Origin of the sequence: Luteolibacter sp. (genome assembly GCF_039920825.1) — a bacterium.
Taxonomy (GTDB): domain Bacteria; phylum Verrucomicrobiota; class Verrucomicrobiia; order Verrucomicrobiales; family Akkermansiaceae; genus Luteolibacter.
The window spans coordinates 117,007-130,961 of record NZ_JBDSCX010000008.1 but is presented as its reverse complement, the minus strand read 5'-3'; the positions used below and the strand labels follow the sequence as shown (position 1 = coordinate 130,961).

General features: G+C 57.7%; 15 protein-coding genes. 4 read left to right on the top strand and 11 right to left on the bottom strand.

Features of this window, described 5'->3' with window-relative positions; genetic code table 11:
- Positions 1-9 precede the first annotated feature (9 nt).
- From ABIQ96_RS01795 to pth, 4 genes are all read right to left on the bottom strand, one after another.
- Positions 10-243, bottom strand: a complete 234-nt coding sequence (locus ABIQ96_RS01795) for an addiction module protein (protein WP_348212821.1) — start codon at positions 241-243, stop codon at positions 10-12.
- Between the two features lie 280 nt (positions 244-523).
- Positions 524-1,006, bottom strand: coding sequence for a single-stranded DNA-binding protein (gene ssb / locus ABIQ96_RS01790; protein WP_348212820.1), 483 nt, complete (start codon positions 1,004-1,006; stop codon positions 524-526).
- 47 nt (positions 1,007-1,053) lie between these two features.
- The gene (locus tag ABIQ96_RS01785; protein WP_348212819.1) at positions 1,054-1,341 is read right to left on the bottom strand and encodes a 30S ribosomal protein S6; all 288 of its coding nucleotides are present in this window, start codon (positions 1,339-1,341) and stop codon (positions 1,054-1,056) included.
- A complete protein-coding gene (gene pth / locus ABIQ96_RS01780; RefSeq protein ID WP_348212818.1) occupies positions 1,307-1,921 on the bottom strand; it encodes an aminoacyl-tRNA hydrolase in 615 nt (204 codons plus the stop codon). The genes ABIQ96_RS01785 and pth overlap by 35 nt, the downstream gene beginning before the upstream one ends.
- A 163-nt stretch (positions 1,922-2,084) precedes the next feature.
- Here pth and ABIQ96_RS01775 point away from each other — a divergent pair, with 163 nt between their 5' ends.
- Positions 2,085-2,846 carry a ferritin-like domain-containing protein gene (locus tag ABIQ96_RS01775; protein ID WP_348212817.1) on the top strand — a complete coding sequence of 254 codons (762 nt, stop codon included), beginning with the start codon at positions 2,085-2,087 and terminating at the stop codon, positions 2,844-2,846.
- A gap of 89 nt (positions 2,847-2,935) precedes the next feature.
- On the opposite strand, the gene ABIQ96_RS01770 is transcribed toward ABIQ96_RS01775, so the two are convergent.
- Together ABIQ96_RS01770 and ABIQ96_RS01765 are read right to left on the bottom strand one after the other, a co-directional pair.
- Positions 2,936-3,535 (bottom strand): 50S ribosomal protein L25, encoded by a 600-nt coding sequence (locus ABIQ96_RS01770; RefSeq protein WP_348212816.1) that lies wholly within the window; start codon positions 3,533-3,535, stop codon positions 2,936-2,938.
- Between the two features lie 121 nt (positions 3,536-3,656).
- Positions 3,657-4,583 carry a ribose-phosphate pyrophosphokinase gene (locus ABIQ96_RS01765; RefSeq protein ID WP_348212815.1) on the bottom strand — a complete coding sequence of 309 codons (927 nt, stop codon included), beginning with the start codon at positions 4,581-4,583 and terminating at the stop codon, positions 3,657-3,659.
- Between the two features lie 101 nt (positions 4,584-4,684).
- On the opposite strand from ABIQ96_RS01765, the gene ABIQ96_RS01760 reads away from it, so the two are divergent.
- Positions 4,685-5,689, top strand: coding sequence for an exosortase/archaeosortase family protein (locus tag ABIQ96_RS01760; RefSeq protein WP_348212814.1), 1,005 nt, complete (start codon positions 4,685-4,687; stop codon positions 5,687-5,689).
- Positions 5,686-6,447, top strand: coding sequence for an exosortase-associated EpsI family protein (locus ABIQ96_RS01755; protein WP_348212813.1), 762 nt, complete (start codon positions 5,686-5,688; stop codon positions 6,445-6,447). Before ABIQ96_RS01760 ends, ABIQ96_RS01755 begins: the two co-directional genes overlap by 4 nt.
- Positions 6,448-6,451: 4 nt before the next feature.
- Here the strand turns inward: ABIQ96_RS01755 and ABIQ96_RS01750 are convergent, their stop codons facing one another.
- Complete coding sequence (locus tag ABIQ96_RS01750) at positions 6,452-8,671, bottom strand: O-antigen ligase family protein (RefSeq protein WP_348212812.1); 2,220 nt, start codon at positions 8,669-8,671, stop codon at positions 6,452-6,454.
- Between the two features lie 62 nt (positions 8,672-8,733).
- Positions 8,734-10,128 carry a sugar transferase gene (locus tag ABIQ96_RS01745; protein WP_348212811.1) on the bottom strand — a complete coding sequence of 465 codons (1,395 nt, stop codon included), beginning with the start codon at positions 10,126-10,128 and terminating at the stop codon, positions 8,734-8,736.
- A 196-nt stretch (positions 10,129-10,324) separates the two neighbouring features.
- Between ABIQ96_RS01745 and ABIQ96_RS01740 the strand changes: the two genes are divergently transcribed.
- Positions 10,325-11,470 (top strand): hypothetical protein, encoded by a 1,146-nt coding sequence (locus ABIQ96_RS01740; protein WP_348212810.1) that lies wholly within the window; start codon positions 10,325-10,327, stop codon positions 11,468-11,470.
- On the opposite strand, the gene ABIQ96_RS01735 is transcribed toward ABIQ96_RS01740, so the two are convergent.
- The 3 genes from ABIQ96_RS01735 to ABIQ96_RS01725 are packed head-to-tail and all read right to left on the bottom strand — an operon-like array spanning position 11,467 to position 13,950.
- Positions 11,467-12,222, bottom strand: a complete 756-nt coding sequence (locus ABIQ96_RS01735; RefSeq protein WP_348212809.1) for a class I SAM-dependent methyltransferase — start codon at positions 12,220-12,222, stop codon at positions 11,467-11,469. The genes ABIQ96_RS01740 and ABIQ96_RS01735 overlap by 4 nt on opposite strands.
- 6 nt (positions 12,223-12,228) lie before the next feature.
- Positions 12,229-13,149 (bottom strand): glycosyltransferase, encoded by a 921-nt coding sequence (locus ABIQ96_RS01730; protein WP_348212808.1) that lies wholly within the window; start codon positions 13,147-13,149, stop codon positions 12,229-12,231.
- 3 nt (positions 13,150-13,152) lie between these two features.
- A complete protein-coding gene (locus tag ABIQ96_RS01725; protein WP_348212807.1) occupies positions 13,153-13,950 on the bottom strand; it encodes a glycosyltransferase family 2 protein in 798 nt (265 codons plus the stop codon).
- Positions 13,951-13,955: the final 5 nt, after the last annotated feature.

Genomic DNA, 13,955 nt, shown 5'->3' with positions numbered 1-13,955 from the left:
ATTCCAGATTCATCGAGCCAAGCGCTGGTCCATCTTCGCAAAGACATCGACCGCCGGGATCCCCTTCGTTTCTCCGGAGTCGAATCGCCTCATGCGGTCAAGGATTTCAGCAGCCCAAGCTTTATCAATCTCAGAATCCCCCGGTGGTTCGACACTTGCCAGGATGCGCTGTGCGAGCGTAAACCTTTGGTCGGGCGGCAATTGAATCGCGCCTTGGGCAAGCTCATCAATTGTTTGAATCATGGCTTACCTCGGCTTTTACTCGGGCAGGTGTCCAGTCGGGTTTTTACCGTGCTGATGAGAACCTCAGAAATTACAATTCTGCTATGGGTTAGCGCGGGGTGAAGATTTTTTCAGATGCGTTTCGACGCGTATCGCGGCGAAAGAAAGAGGACGAGAAGCTAATTTCCCGCAGATGAAAAATTTCCAAGTGCATTGGAGAATCGGGAAGCAAAGACTCAAACACGAAAAAAGCGAGGCTGCTTGCGCGGCCTCGCTTTTCAGAAAACAGATCTATCGAAAATCAGAACGGGATGTCGTCGTCTTCCTGGAAGTCGTCGACCGGAGCTGCGGAGGCGCCTTGCGGCGGGCCGGAGCGTTGTTGGGGGGCGGACGAGGATTGCTGGGAATAGCCGCCACCGCCTTGAGAGGATCCGTTTCCGGGACCCCTTTCCCCAGAGGAGAGGAACTGGAGGTTCTCGCCGATGACTTTGAGCTTGCTGCGTTTTTGGCCCGTGGCCTTGTCGTCCCAAGTATCCAGATTCAGGCGGCCTTCGATATAAACCGGGCGGCCTTTGGCAAGGTACTGCTGTGCGAGCTCCGCCTGACGGCCCCAGAGGGTGACGTCGACGAAGGTGGTTTCCTCCTGCTTCTGGCCTTGTTCGTCTTTCCAAACCCGGTTGATGGCGAGGCCGAGTTCGGCGACGGCAGTACCTTTCGGGGTGTGGCGCAATTCGGGATCCCGGGTGAGATTTCCGATGAGCATGACTTTGTTGAGATTGGCCATAACAAGTGGAATGCTGGGGGTTGCTCTGCCGGATGCGAGCGGAAAACTCAGGCGATCCGTTGGAAATGCTGAAGGTGCACGTGGGTGTTCAGCTTGAGGCGGCTTTGGATCTTGGTGATCGCTTCAGGTGCGCCTTGGAAGGTGTAGTTGACGTAGTGACCGGCCTCGAGGTGGCGGGATTCGTAGGCGAACTGGCGGCGGCCGAGCTGGGCGACCTTGTCGATTTTCACGCCTTCGGCTTCGAAATCCTTGGAAACGGCGCTGACGAGTTCATCAACGGTGCCTTCGAGGGACTTGGTGTTAAGGACGATCAGGCCTTGATATTTGCGACTCATCGGATGGTGGTGGTGGATTGTTACGAGTGTGATAGCGATTCGCCGCAGCGGCGATTCCTTGGGAGCGCGAAAGCTGCACGGCTTCCAGAGCAGTGGCAAGCATGTTTTCGAGAACGGGTTTTTCGTCCGGGGAAAATTTCCCGAGGACGTGACCGACCATTTCGCCGGGCTGGCTGCCGCCGATTCCGAGCTTTAGCCGGGGAAATTCGTCGTTCCCGAGGTGCTGGAGGATGGATTTGATGCCGTTGTGTCCGCCGGCGGATCCTTTTTCGCGAAAGCGGAGGCTGCCGAGTGGCAGGGCGACATCGTCGTAGATGACAAGCATTTCGGAAGGCGGCCATTTGTGAAACGAGAGGATCTGCTGGATGGCGCGGCCGCTCAAGTTCATGAAGGTCTGCGGCTTGAGCAGGATGGTGCCGGAGCCGGGAAGCTTGGTCATGTGGCTCTGCCATTTCGGCACGGATTGGAAGGTCACACCAGCGGCGGCGGCCATCCGGTCCAGCACCATGAACCCGACGTTGTGGCGGGTGTCTTCGTATTGGCGCCCGGGATTTCCGAGGCCGACGATGAGGTTGAACATGCGGGGAGGGTTAACTGTGGAGCATGAAAGTCCAATCCAGAAGTCAGCGCGGCTCCGGAAGGGCGGTGCCGGTCGTGAAGCGCGGTTTTCACCAAGTCTTCACGGAACGTACATCCGGCCTCCTCATTCGGGAACCAGGTTGCGGGCGTAACCCCGCATCAACATGAACTACGAAAAATGGGTCAGACATTTCGACAGGAACTCAAAGAACCGCCCCGAGCCGGATTGGGACGCTCCTCTCAAGCTCACCGGCCGTATGTTGAAAAAACTAACATGTTCGATCCAGCAGTTCCAGCTCGGTGACGGCGGAGGACCGGCTTATCTCATCGCCTGGAATCGTGACCGCTATCTGTCGGATCCGGCGGTGAAGCGGGTGATCGACCTTTGGTTCAACGAGGAAAAGGAACACTCGCGGCTGTTGGGCGGCATGTTGCGGCGGCTCGGTGCGGAGGAAATCCAAAGCCACTGGAGTTTTTCGCTCTTCTGCGGAGTCCGGAGGTTCCTTGGCGTGCGCTTCGAGCTGCAGGCGCTGCTAGGGACCGAAATCGTCAGCAATGTTTACTACAAGATGCTCCGGAAACATGGCGAAGATGCGGCCCTGCGGGGAATGTGTGATCTGATCATCAGCGATGAAACCGGGCACATTTCCTTCCATCGCTCACGCCTGGCCGATGAGGGAGGCCGGGGCAAATTCGGTGCCAGGTGGTCCGCGCTCTTCCGCCTGAGGGCTCTCGCGGCGGGAACCGTTTTGTGGGTGAACCACCGTGGCGCGCTGGTTGCTCTCGGCGGCAACGATGCGGAGTTCTACCGGTGGATCTGGCGTGATACCGATGCCTTCATCAATCGTCTCCGGCGGGAAGCTTTCCGCAGCGAGGCCGTCCGCCGTGTGGAGAAGGGCGTTTCCGCCGGGATCGTCGGAATCTGACGAATTTTTGGGTGAAAAAGGGTGTTGGAAAGAAAAACGCCCGGTCCGCGTGAGCAGACCGGGCGTTTTGAGAGAAACGAATGGATCGCTTACTTGGCAGGAACCGCGGCGGCTGCTTCCGAGACGGCGGCGGCTGGCTTGCCGATGTGGGCGACGACGACGTCGGCCGCATGGGTGGCTTTGACACCGGCTGGGAATTTGATTTCACCAATGTGGAGCGAAGCGCCGATGTCCATGGCACTGATGTCCACTTCGATGGTTTCCGGAAGGTCGTTCGGAAGGCAGGTGATTTCGATGGCGTGAACGTATTGCTCGACGAGGCCACCGGCTTTGACGCCGACGCATTCACCGTTGAGGTGGGTCGGGATGTGGGCGGTGATGGCGGTGTTTTCGTCGATGGCACGGAAATCAGCGTGAAGCGTGATGCCGGAAAGCGAGTCGTGCTGGACGGATTGGAGGAACGCGAGACGGATGCCGTGACCTTCGATGTCGAGATTGACGAGGATGTTTTCCGAGCTGCTGTGGGCGAGGAGTTCGGTGAAGGTCTTCGCATCGACCTTGAGGTTGATGTTTTCGGTGCCTTTTCCGTAGATCACGGATGGAACCCAGCCTTCGCGGCGCATTTGTTTGAGGCGTCCGGTTCCGCTGCGTGCACGCGGGGCTGCTTTGAGTGATGTCTTCTTGGCCATGACTGTAGGTCGTTTGTAGTTGTAGCCGCCGGGGATTACTGCACCCAGTACGGGGGCGGGGTGTGTAGCTGCCTGAGGGGCGCTTGTCAAAAAATTGTTCGGGAAACCGCGGAACGGTCGATCAAACGGTGAAAAGCGAGGTGATCGACTGCCCGCCGTGGATCCGGCGGATCGCTTCGCCGAGCAGGGGAGCGATGCCGACGACCTGGACTTTCGGTCCGGCGGCTTGAGGCACGGAATCGGTGGTGATGACCTCTTCGATCGACGAATCCCGGATCCGCTGATGAGCGAGCTCGCCGAGAATCGCGTGGGAAACGCCGGCGTAAACGCGTTTGGCGCCGTGCTTGTGGAGAATTTCCGCGGCAGCGGTGAGTGTTCCCGCGGTTTCAGTCATGTCATCGACGAGGAGGACATCGCGGCCTTCGACTTCGCCGATTACGTTCATCGCTTCCACACGGGTCGCGCTGACACGGTGTTTGGCGACGATCGCAAGTTCGGCTCCGAGCGCGTCGGCGTAGGCGCGGGCCATTTTTACACCGCCGACATCCGGCGAAACGACGGTGAGGTTCGAGGTGTCCGGGTGACGTTCGCGGAGATAACTGATAAGGACGGATTTCGCGTAAAGATGATCCACGGGGATGTCAAAGAACCCTTGGATCTGAGGTGCGTGGAGATCCATCGTCAGCACCCGGTTCACGCCGGCGGAGGTGAGCAAATTGGCAATCAGCTTGGCGGTGATCGGGACGCGCGGTTGATCCTTCCTGTCCTGCCGGGCGTAGCCGAAAAACGGCATGACGGCGGTGATTCTCTCCGCACTGGCCCGGCGTGCCGCATCCACCATGATGAGCAGCTCCATGATGTTGTGGTTGGTCGGCGGGCAGCTCGGTTGGATGATGAAAACGTCGGCATTGCGGACGTTTTCGTTAATTTTCACTTCGGTTTCACCATCGGGAAATGCGGAGACGTGGACGTCTGCGAGCGGTTGGCCGAGGTTTTCCGCGATTCGTTCGGCAAGGGCGCGGTGAGCGGTTCCACTGATGATTTTCATGGGCAAGAAAGTGCAATAAACGGCGAGGCGGGCGGATTGTTGACAGTGCCGGGACGGTCGGCAATACTTTGCTCGGAAATCGTCCATTCCTTTCCCCACTGATGTCCTTAAACCCAACCGAGCCCGAATCGGGCAAACGTCAGTCGATCGGCGAGACTCACTCGAATCCGGGATTGTGGGTTTCGATCGCGCTCTCGGTGGCGGTCTTGGTGTGGTTTTACGCGTTCCAGCTGCGCTACGGTGCCGAACGGGATTTTTCGGCGACGGGATGGTTGAAGAGCGCGTGGAATGACGACCTGGACTATGAACACGGGGTCTTGTTTCCCTTTGTGATCGCGGGGCTCATCATCTATCGGTTGAAGGATCTCAAGACGGCTGTGAGTGATGGCAGTTATTGGGGACTGGCGGCCATTCTGGTCGGAGTGTTGTTTTACGCGGCGGGTTTCAGGACGCTCCAACCGCGCATCACCATGGGCGCGCTGCCATTCATTTTGTGGGGCTCGGCGATGTATCTTTGGGGATGGCGGGTGGCTAAAATCCTGACCTTCCCGATTTTCTTTTTCTGGCTGGCGATCCCGCTGCCAAGTTTCCAACAGGCGACGACCCACCTCCAGTTGTTAGCCACATCGTTGGCCCATCATGGCTCGGGATTGCTCGGCGTGGAAACCTATGTGGAGGGAACCAAAGTTCTGCCGATCCACGGAGACTGGAAGCCGCTGGACATCGCGAAGGGGTGCAGCGGCATTCGCTCGCTGATGGCCTTGCTGATGATATCGGCGGCCTGGGCCTACATCGCGGACAAGATGGCGATGTGGAAACGGGTGTTGCTTTTCCTATCCGCCTTTCCTCTGGCGATCCTCGGCAACGCCCTGCGGGTGATTTCGATTTTCGTAATCGCCGAGTATGGCAACTCCGAATGGGCGAGAACCACGTGGCATGACTGGTCCGGCCTGCTTCTTTTCTATCCGTTTTCGCTGATGCTTCTGCTCGCCATCCATTCGCTGCTTGAAGGCGGATTTCCATGGAAGAACGCGAACCGGCGGCAGTTGCGGCGGGAAGTCGTCACCCGTCCGAATCATCCTGATCACTTCGTCCCGGAATCATGAAAAGCAAAGTCTGGCTGCTGCCGTTGTTTCTGGGTGCCTCCTTGAGCGCGGTTTATTTTCTCCCGAGCGTCGGAGCTGTCGCGAAGTCAGCAGTGGTGATGGAGTTGCCCGAATCTTCCGGGAATTGGGATCTTGAAAATATCCCTCCTACCTCTGACGAGACGACCGTCTTGTCACGGGATACCGAGTTTTCCAAGGCGATCGCAAGAAGCATCCGTTCCGGAGAAATCACGATGGAAGGCTTTCCCGTTCGGGAGCGATTGGATTTGTCGATCGTTCTTTCCGGTGCCGACGTGAACAACTCAATCCACCGTCCCGAGCGGTGTATGCCGGCCCAGGGACACTTCATCATGTCTTCGAGCGACCGGACGTTGGAGCTTTCCAACGGTCGCAGTTTTCCCGTAAAACGTCTGGTTTCGATCAAGTCCGACAATGACGCGCCTGCAGGAGAACGGGAGCGCTATGTGAAATCCAATTGCCTCACCTATTACTTTTTCGTCGGACACGATCGCTTGACCAACGATCACCTTGCGCGCACCGTCATTGACATGAAAGACCGCCTTGTCCGCGGTATCGACCAGCGTTGGGCTTACGTATCGGCCACCATTCAGTATGGAAAAGTGCTTGAGGCGGCTATTGACGGCAGGTCTCCCCAAGTGGCCTTTGAAGTGACCGAGGCAGAGGCTGATACGAAACTGCAGGCATTTCTAACGCAGTTTGCCAGGAATCAAATCCACTGGGAGCAGGTCACCCCTTGATCCGTTAGTTCTTCGGGGCGATGGGCTCGATTTTCGCTCCCTTCAGATAGGTGATCGCCTGATCGAGATAAGCAAGGTACTCGATCTGCTGGCTGGGCGTCACTCCCTGGGGCAATTCCTTGGCCAGACCGATTCGTCGTCTTGCTTCGATGAAATATCCCATGGCCTCAGCGGAGCGTCGTTCCGCCCATGCGGAGGCCGCTATTTTTCCATTGAGGATCCCTGCCCGGTAGTGGGCGCGATTGCCCGAGATAAGCATGGTTGCGAAATCATAAGCCCTCATCGCTCCTTCGTAATCGCCATTCGCTTCCTTGGCCGCCCCAAGGCTTTCCTGAACCGACACCCGCGGATCCCGCATGTCAGGGGTGATCCAGTGCATTTCCTTGACCGCCTCCTCCATCTGCTGCGCGGCGATTTCCACGGTTGAAAGGGAATCGGCAGGGTACTCAGGATTGAACTGGCGCAGTCCTTTGGACATCAGGTGTTTGGCGAGGGAAAACCGGCCTCGGAACCCCGGCTCCATGCCGCCTTGCAAGGTGATCGCGTGATCGTAGGCGTCCTCGGCTTCGTGATCCCGGTGCAATCGGCTTAGCACGTTCGCCCGGTTGACCACCGGGCTGGGATCAAACGGGTGAAGGCGTTCAGCCTCCTCATAGTCGGCAATGGCCAGCTCCGCCATTTCCTTGGAAGACGTTCCTTCGGACACCGACGAGGCTTCCTGATAGGCGAACGCACGTTCCTGATATATTGAAGACGTTGGCCACAACCTCAGCGCCTCGCCAAGCGCCTCGGATCGGGATTCGAAGGATGTCAGCGGCTGCTTGCTGAAATAGCTCGACCACAGGACGTGTGTTGTCCGGGTTCCCCTCCACCCCATAGGCAGGAGAAAAACGGCACAAGCTGCCGCGGCGGTCGTCAGCAGAATCCGCGAGCCGATCACCTGTGGGGAATCTGCGGGACGTCCGGAAGATCGCGAAATCAGGCCAAGGCAGATGCCTAGCAAAACCCCACCGGGCAGCAGATGGAACACGAAACTGAAACACGACTGGATCAACATCCCTGCAAGCGCCGCGAGTCCGCCGAGAATCCAGGCATCTCCGGAGTCCCCCTCCATCCGGGAATCTGAAAAGACGACCCCCAGGATGCCGGTCAATGTCAGCGCAACCAGCAATCCTAACAACATTCCCGCCCCGATGATCCCGTAATCGGTGGCTGCCTCCATCAGCTCGTTGTGGACCAGTTCCGCCTTGTGGGTGATGGTTCCTCCTTGGAGTTTGTTGTTGTAAAAGCGGAAGCTCTCCCAACTGAAACTCTGGCTGCCGCCGCCCGATAGTGGATGCAGCGCGATGCTTGAGGTGGCGATTCCTAGCAGGTAGAGCCGGCTGTCGTTGTCCATCATCTGTTCGATCCCACTGCCGGAAATGTTTCCGCTTTCCTGCAGGCGTAAGGCTTGGGCATCCTTCCAGCCCACGTAGAGGTAGCCACCGAGGAGAAACGCCGTGATTGGGACGGCCAACATCGCTGCCAGGAACCAGCGAACCTTCCGACGTTTGGCAATGACCAGCGCCACCACGGTGAACACTCCGCCGCCGACCGCCGCACCGAATATTCCTCCCCGCGACCGAGTGAAATAGACTGCAACCAACCCGGCAATCGCGATCAACGCCCAGATTAGACGGACCAGCACGCCCTGATTCCCGAACAAGGCGAGAGCCGCCACCAACAGCGACGACGCGATGAGGTAATTAGCCGCCTCATTGTAATGCGCGTAAAATCCTGACGGAAGCGCGGACGCTCTCGAGGCGAACACCGGAGAGAACGCTGGATCGACCACCTGTTTCCAAATCACCAGCACGCTGGCTAACAACAGCAGGGCGATCCCCCAGATCAAAATGTGTTCGGCCATTGCGTTTCCATGGATCACCCGCACGCAGACAAACGCGGCCACAACTCCGCACAGTAACATCAGGTCCATCTGCCCCAGTTCGGGGACCGGAGAAATCCATGCCCGCCAAGCGAACCACCCCGCCACCAGGGTGCCACACGCCAACCGTCCGAAATCACTGGCAATCCGACCCTTTTTCCAGATCGCAGGAAGGGCCGCGGCTGATGCGACCCCTAGCGCGAGCAGGCTTGGACCCCAGGTCCATGCTCGGGTTTGCGGGCCGATCACAACCGCCAGCACTAAAGAAAGAACCAGAAAAACGGACGAAATGACAGGCATGATGGTCAGTTGCGGCAGACTAACCGGAGCTGCGGTTGTCCGGTGTGTCGTGCCACGGGTGGTTAGGTGGCACCTTTGCCAAATAACACGGCCGGGACCGTCCGGAACAGGATCTTGATGTCCAGCCAGAGCGACCAATTGTCGATATATTTCAAATCCATGGCCACCCACTCTTCAAAGCTGGTGATAGTATTTCGCCCGCCGGCCTGCCATTCGCAAGTGATGCCCGGTTTCACGCTCAACCGCCGGCGGTGGGACATCTCACAAAACGCGTCCACTTCGTAAATTGGCAGCGGCCGAGGACCCACCAAGCTCATTTCGCCGGAAACCACGTTGAGCAACTGAGGCAACTCATCGATGCTGAACTTCCGCAAAAACGCTCCGAACGGGAAAATCCTCGGATCATTTTTCAGCTTGAATACGGGACCTTCCATCTGATTACCGTGGTCCTCCTTGGTCTTCTTGAGCAAGTCTTCCGCGTTGGCCACCATCGTGCGGAATTTCCACATCCGGAACGGCTTGCCGTAGCGTCCCGCCCGCATTTGCGAGAAAAACACCGGAGCCCCGGGACTCTTGATCATGATGCCAATCGCGGCGATGATCCAAAGCGGCGAAGTGACCACAATGATCGACAAAGCTCCGATCCGGTCGAAGGCCTCTTTGCAGAGAAGCTCCCATGAAAGTTCCGGGGTCGAACGCAGCACCAGCATCGGTTTGTTCCCGATGGCGTCGAAGACCGGCCTGGCAATCTGCGAACGGATGAACGAAGCGGCGATCCATGCCTCCACGCCCTGTAGCTCGCACGCTTCCACCGCTCGGGCGACTTTTTCAAACTCGGTGTTCCGGGCGGAAAACACCACCCGGCTCACCGACTCATCCTTCAGCAGTGCGAAAAGCTCGTGCACCTCCCGTTTCCCGAGGTCGAAATGATCCACCACCTTCCAGCCGGAGGTGATCTCGTGATCCAACTCCGCGAGCAATTCGTTCATCTCATTGCCTGATCCCGCGATGATGATACGCTCTTTTCGTCCGTCGTCCTGAAGGCTTTTCTTCAGCCAACGGTGGGATAATCGTTCTCTCAGGAAAATCAGACCGAAAGTGAAAACCAAACCGAGTCCTAGCACCAGCCGCCTCAGTCCCATCACTTTCGCGAACACCGCGAACAGACCCACCAAGAGCGCGATCGCCAGCAGTCCGCGCGTCAGTTGCCACATCGAATCTCCCGCCGACTTATGCCGCAAATGGTCGTAAAATCCGAACCGCTCAAGCGCCAGCGGTGTGAACGGCACCGCGATATACAGCACCCAGTTCATCGACTGGAGCAAGGCCTCGTCAGGGTCACTCAATCCCAACCAGGCGCGGGCGATCCCCGCCAACCAGAAAGCCAGCCACACCAACAGGGCGTCAGACAGTTGGAACGCCTGAAGCGCGAATGAATCTTTGCGGCTGATAGCCATAAATCAGAACTGGGTGTTTGAACCAAAGCGACACAGCGGGGCACCAAGAATCTCCAAAATTGCATCGTCGGCAATCGCATATTGTGAAATTAGGCGATTTCAATGTCGATTGGGTTTCTCCTTGAATCTCTGATAGTTGCCAAACTGCGCAATTTTGGTTGGTTTCCCCGGCAGGACGTGGATTCTCCCGCCACTCATGCGTCGATTTACCCTGAGCGGAGTCTTCCTCATCCTCGCTGTGGGACTCTATTTCCTGTGGCAATGCCGCTTCGAGCGGGTTCCGGGTATCTCGACACTGACCCTCAATGACATCCGCCAAACCGCTAAACTCACTCCAGGGGTGGATTGGCTGGGTGGACCCAGTGACTCACAGCTTCGCCTGAGGGTGATCCAAGGACATCCCCCGACGGTGACACGTTTTGATCTTCCGGGATTTCAGGAAACGGATCGGCTGCACCTGAAATTTGCCATTTCTGCAAATAAGCTCCGGCCAGGCAGGGAAGACTGGGAGGACGGTCGGGGCATTATCGAGTGGCATTCCCCACGCGGACAGGCGGATTCGGAAAATGATCCATTCGGTGCCGCCCGCCACGACCAGACCGGACTGCTCACCGAATTGGTCGCCAAGCCTGAAGAACCGACCGCCATTCCCGCCCTGCGGCTGGAAAACCTCGGAACCTCGGGAGACCTGATCCTATCGAGGTTTGAAGCTACGCTCGTCCGCGAGCGTATGGTGTGGAAAATCGGTCATTGGGTGCTTCTGGCGGGCTGGTTCGTCTGGGTGTTCTTGTGGATCAACTACCGAGGATCGCACCGGCTATTGCGCCCGATGCTTGCGTCAACTGTTTGGATTCTCATGGGAATCTACTTCGTTGTTCCCGGTCCGTGGAAATCCTTTCGCTCGTTCGGGCCTCCCTTTTGCATGGGCGACGCGGAATTTCATAAGATCCATTCGACCGCGCCAGGAATCATTGAGCCGGAAAAAACGTTTTCCGTGCCGGATGGCGTTCCGCCCGAGACGGTGCTCTCCGTGGGGCAAATCCCCGAAAAGGGTGACATCGCCTTGAGAATCAAGCACTACGCCCAGAAAGCCCGTCCCTTCTTACATTTGGCGCTGCTGTTTGGCCCGACCTTTCTCGCCGCCTGTCTCGTCGGCCGCCGGTCAACCTTGTCGCTGGCGGTCGTTACCTCGATCGCCATCGAGCTTGCTCAGGTCGCCTTCGGATTCGGGTTTGATCTGCAGGACGTGGTGGATCTTTTATGCGATGCTACGGGAATTGCCCTCGCATTGGCGATTCATCACCTATTTCTGAGGAGATGGTCGAGACTCGTCGCCAGTTAGTCCGTCAGATTCCGCCGCCGCTGGAGCAGCGTGAAACCATGTCGTAAGGTTCCGGTGGAGTGGAAATGGATCGCGTTGAACTCAGGATGATTTTCCACCACCCAGTCGATGAACTGCCGCTCGCCGGGCTGATGGATATACAAATCCCGGTTCATCCACATGCCTGGATATTCTTTCGTGAATTGTTCATGGATCGGCGCGAAATGGGATCGATGCCACAAGCCCGTATCATGCACCGCCAATGTCGCATCCTCCGCCAAGTGCGGGACGATCCGTCCGAAGGTGGCGATGTTCAGATCCAGTTCATGAGCGGCGTCGAAAAATACGAAATCGATCATCCGTCCGCCGATATCCGCGGAATCGAATTCCGTCTGTGATTTCCCGATGAACTTGAACCGCGGGTCGAAGGTGAATTCCCTTTTCGCCCTTCTGATGGAATCCGGGTCGATGTCATAGCTGAAAAGAAATGCGTCATCGCTCATGGCCTGCAGAAAATTGAAGGCGCTGTGGCCGTGGAAAAATCCGAACTCCACCAGGGTTACGGGCCGCAAGGTCCTCACTATGCCGAACAATGCGATCGCCTCGTCACGTTGCAACGGGCCGATCGCGTCGTCTTCCCGATAGGAATTCAGGTGCGACATGCCGGTGCCCCGCGTGCGGCCCAGCAGGTTCGAAATCAAACCCACGCCGTTGCGAAACACTACCGAACGATAGAATAATTGCCGTACGAGCGACTTGAGTTTCTGAATCATCTTCGGTTAGTCCTTCATTTTCCCGAGGCGACCGTGCCAACCGTCGCGGATTGCCCGCCGGAGCAAGGGAATCCGATCGACTCCGTCGATCACCACTGCCGCGATCGAGTAGGCCATCGCCATCCCGAGCGCCTTCCGGTCGCCTGACTGCTTGCGTTTCAGCCAGACCATGTTGCGGATTTTATAGTAGAGCTTCCAGTCGGCGAGCCCCCGTTCAAAAAAAAAGCTCTTTCCTAGCAAATGCCAGTGGACGACGTTTTGCGGTCCGGGATGATCCATCACCGCACCCCGGACAGCCGCTTGATCGAATCCGGCGCGCTCGATCCTCCACGGATATTCCTCATCCTCGCCCCTGATGAACAATTCTCCGTGCACCGGTCCCACCGCCTCGCGGACTTCGCGCGGCAGCAGCGCGCCGGTCCATGAAATTCGGCTGCGGATCAAATCTCCATGAGGCAGATCGCCCTCGCACCAAGCCAATTTCCAGCCGCCGCGCCCGTCATCAATCTGCTGCGGCCACGTGAAATTTCCGGTCGATGGATCAATCTGTAACGCGTGCCGCACGACCTCTGGATTCCACGGTTCTGTCAGCATGGCCTCCAGCGCCGGCTCGCGGGGCCAGGAGTCGTCATCAAGTATCCACACCGCGTCGGCACCCGCCGCGAACGACAGGTCCATCACCACCTCCACCCCGCCGGCGTTTCCACGGTTCTCATCCATCGCGTGAACCACCAGCTCGAACGGCAGGTCTGCCAGACCGTTGAGCAGTTCCGCCGTGTCGTCGGTCGAGCAATTGTCCGCCACCATCACCAACTGCGGCGGACGGGTTTGCCGGGCCAGAGCCATGATACACGCCTTCGCTGTCGCCGACCGGTTCATGGTCGCGAACACCGCCGCTATCCGCAAGTTGGTGGGGTTGCAATTCAAGGTTCAGATCAGCTTGAGAATCGCCTTCCAGCTCCGCGATAGGACGGACAACACTCCGTCTATCAGACCGATATGATAGGGATCCCTGAAAATGGTGATCCCGTAGGCCCGGCGGATCGCGCGGGACTCCACGTGCTGTCGTTCCGCTTCCAGGATCATGTCCATGTCCTTTGTCCGCGCGAGGTGACGATGCGAGGCATTCGCGTCATGAAGCCGGAAATCCGCGACATTGACAGGGACATGTTCAAATTTCATCCCGATGGAATCCAGCCGCGCGTAAAATTCGCCATCCATGACATAACGGAAATCCTCCCGCAACCGGTGGCCTTTCCCGATCACGGTGGAATTTCGATAGAACGCCGCCGTGGAAGGCACATAGCAATGATGATAAATGTGCGCGAACCTCGACCAGCGGGGCACCTTCATCGTTCGCAGCCATCCGCCATTCCGGTCGATGAAGTCGTAGTCGCCATAGACCAGGTCCGCCTTCGATTGCCGAAGCCGTATCAACATTTCCGCCAGCGCGCCGGGCTTCAGCCGGTCATCGGCATTCAGCCAGATCACCCAGTCTCCCCGTGCCTTGTCGAAACCCTTGTTGATCGCAGCTGACATTCCTGAATCTTTGCCCTGGCTCCACTCCACTTCGGGGAAACGTGCCGCGACCTCCTGGCTTTCATCGGTGGAACCACCGTCGAAAACCAGATGTTCAAGAGTCACGCCAGTTTGGCCAGCCACACTCGACAAGCAGTCCGCGAGAAATCTCCCGTAATTCAGGTTCGGCGTGATGATCGTGAAATCCATTTCGC

Bases quoted from the DNA above. Each gene is read 5' to 3' on its own strand.
- ABIQ96_RS01795 (WP_348212821.1), bottom strand. From the start codon at position 243: ATGATTCAAACAATTGATGAGCTTGCCCAAGGCGCGATTCAATTGCCG.
- ssb (WP_348212820.1), bottom strand. From the start codon at position 1,006: ATGGCCAATCTCAACAAAGTCATGCTCATCGGAAATCTCACCCGGGAT.
- ABIQ96_RS01785 (WP_348212819.1), bottom strand. From the start codon at position 1,341: ATGAGTCGCAAATATCAAGGCCTGATCGTCCTTAACACCAAGTCCCTC.
- pth (WP_348212818.1), bottom strand. From the start codon at position 1,921: ATGTTCAACCTCATCGTCGGCCTCGGAAATCCCGGGCGCCAATACGAA.
- ABIQ96_RS01775 (WP_348212817.1), top strand. From the start codon at position 2,085: ATGAACTACGAAAAATGGGTCAGACATTTCGACAGGAACTCAAAGAAC.
- ABIQ96_RS01770 (WP_348212816.1), bottom strand. From the start codon at position 3,535: ATGGCCAAGAAGACATCACTCAAAGCAGCCCCGCGTGCACGCAGCGGA.
- ABIQ96_RS01765 (WP_348212815.1), bottom strand. From the start codon at position 4,583: ATGAAAATCATCAGTGGAACCGCTCACCGCGCCCTTGCCGAACGAATC.
- ABIQ96_RS01760 (WP_348212814.1), top strand. From the start codon at position 4,685: ATGTCCTTAAACCCAACCGAGCCCGAATCGGGCAAACGTCAGTCGATC.
- ABIQ96_RS01755 (WP_348212813.1), top strand. From the start codon at position 5,686: ATGAAAAGCAAAGTCTGGCTGCTGCCGTTGTTTCTGGGTGCCTCCTTG.
- ABIQ96_RS01750 (WP_348212812.1), bottom strand. From the start codon at position 8,671: ATGCCTGTCATTTCGTCCGTTTTTCTGGTTCTTTCTTTAGTGCTGGCG.
- ABIQ96_RS01745 (WP_348212811.1), bottom strand. From the start codon at position 10,128: ATGGCTATCAGCCGCAAAGATTCATTCGCGCTTCAGGCGTTCCAACTG.
- ABIQ96_RS01740 (WP_348212810.1), top strand. From the start codon at position 10,325: ATGCGTCGATTTACCCTGAGCGGAGTCTTCCTCATCCTCGCTGTGGGA.
- ABIQ96_RS01735 (WP_348212809.1), bottom strand. From the start codon at position 12,222: ATGATTCAGAAACTCAAGTCGCTCGTACGGCAATTATTCTATCGTTCG.
- ABIQ96_RS01725 (WP_348212807.1), bottom strand. From the start codon at position 13,950: ATGGATTTCACGATCATCACGCCGAACCTGAATTACGGGAGATTTCTC.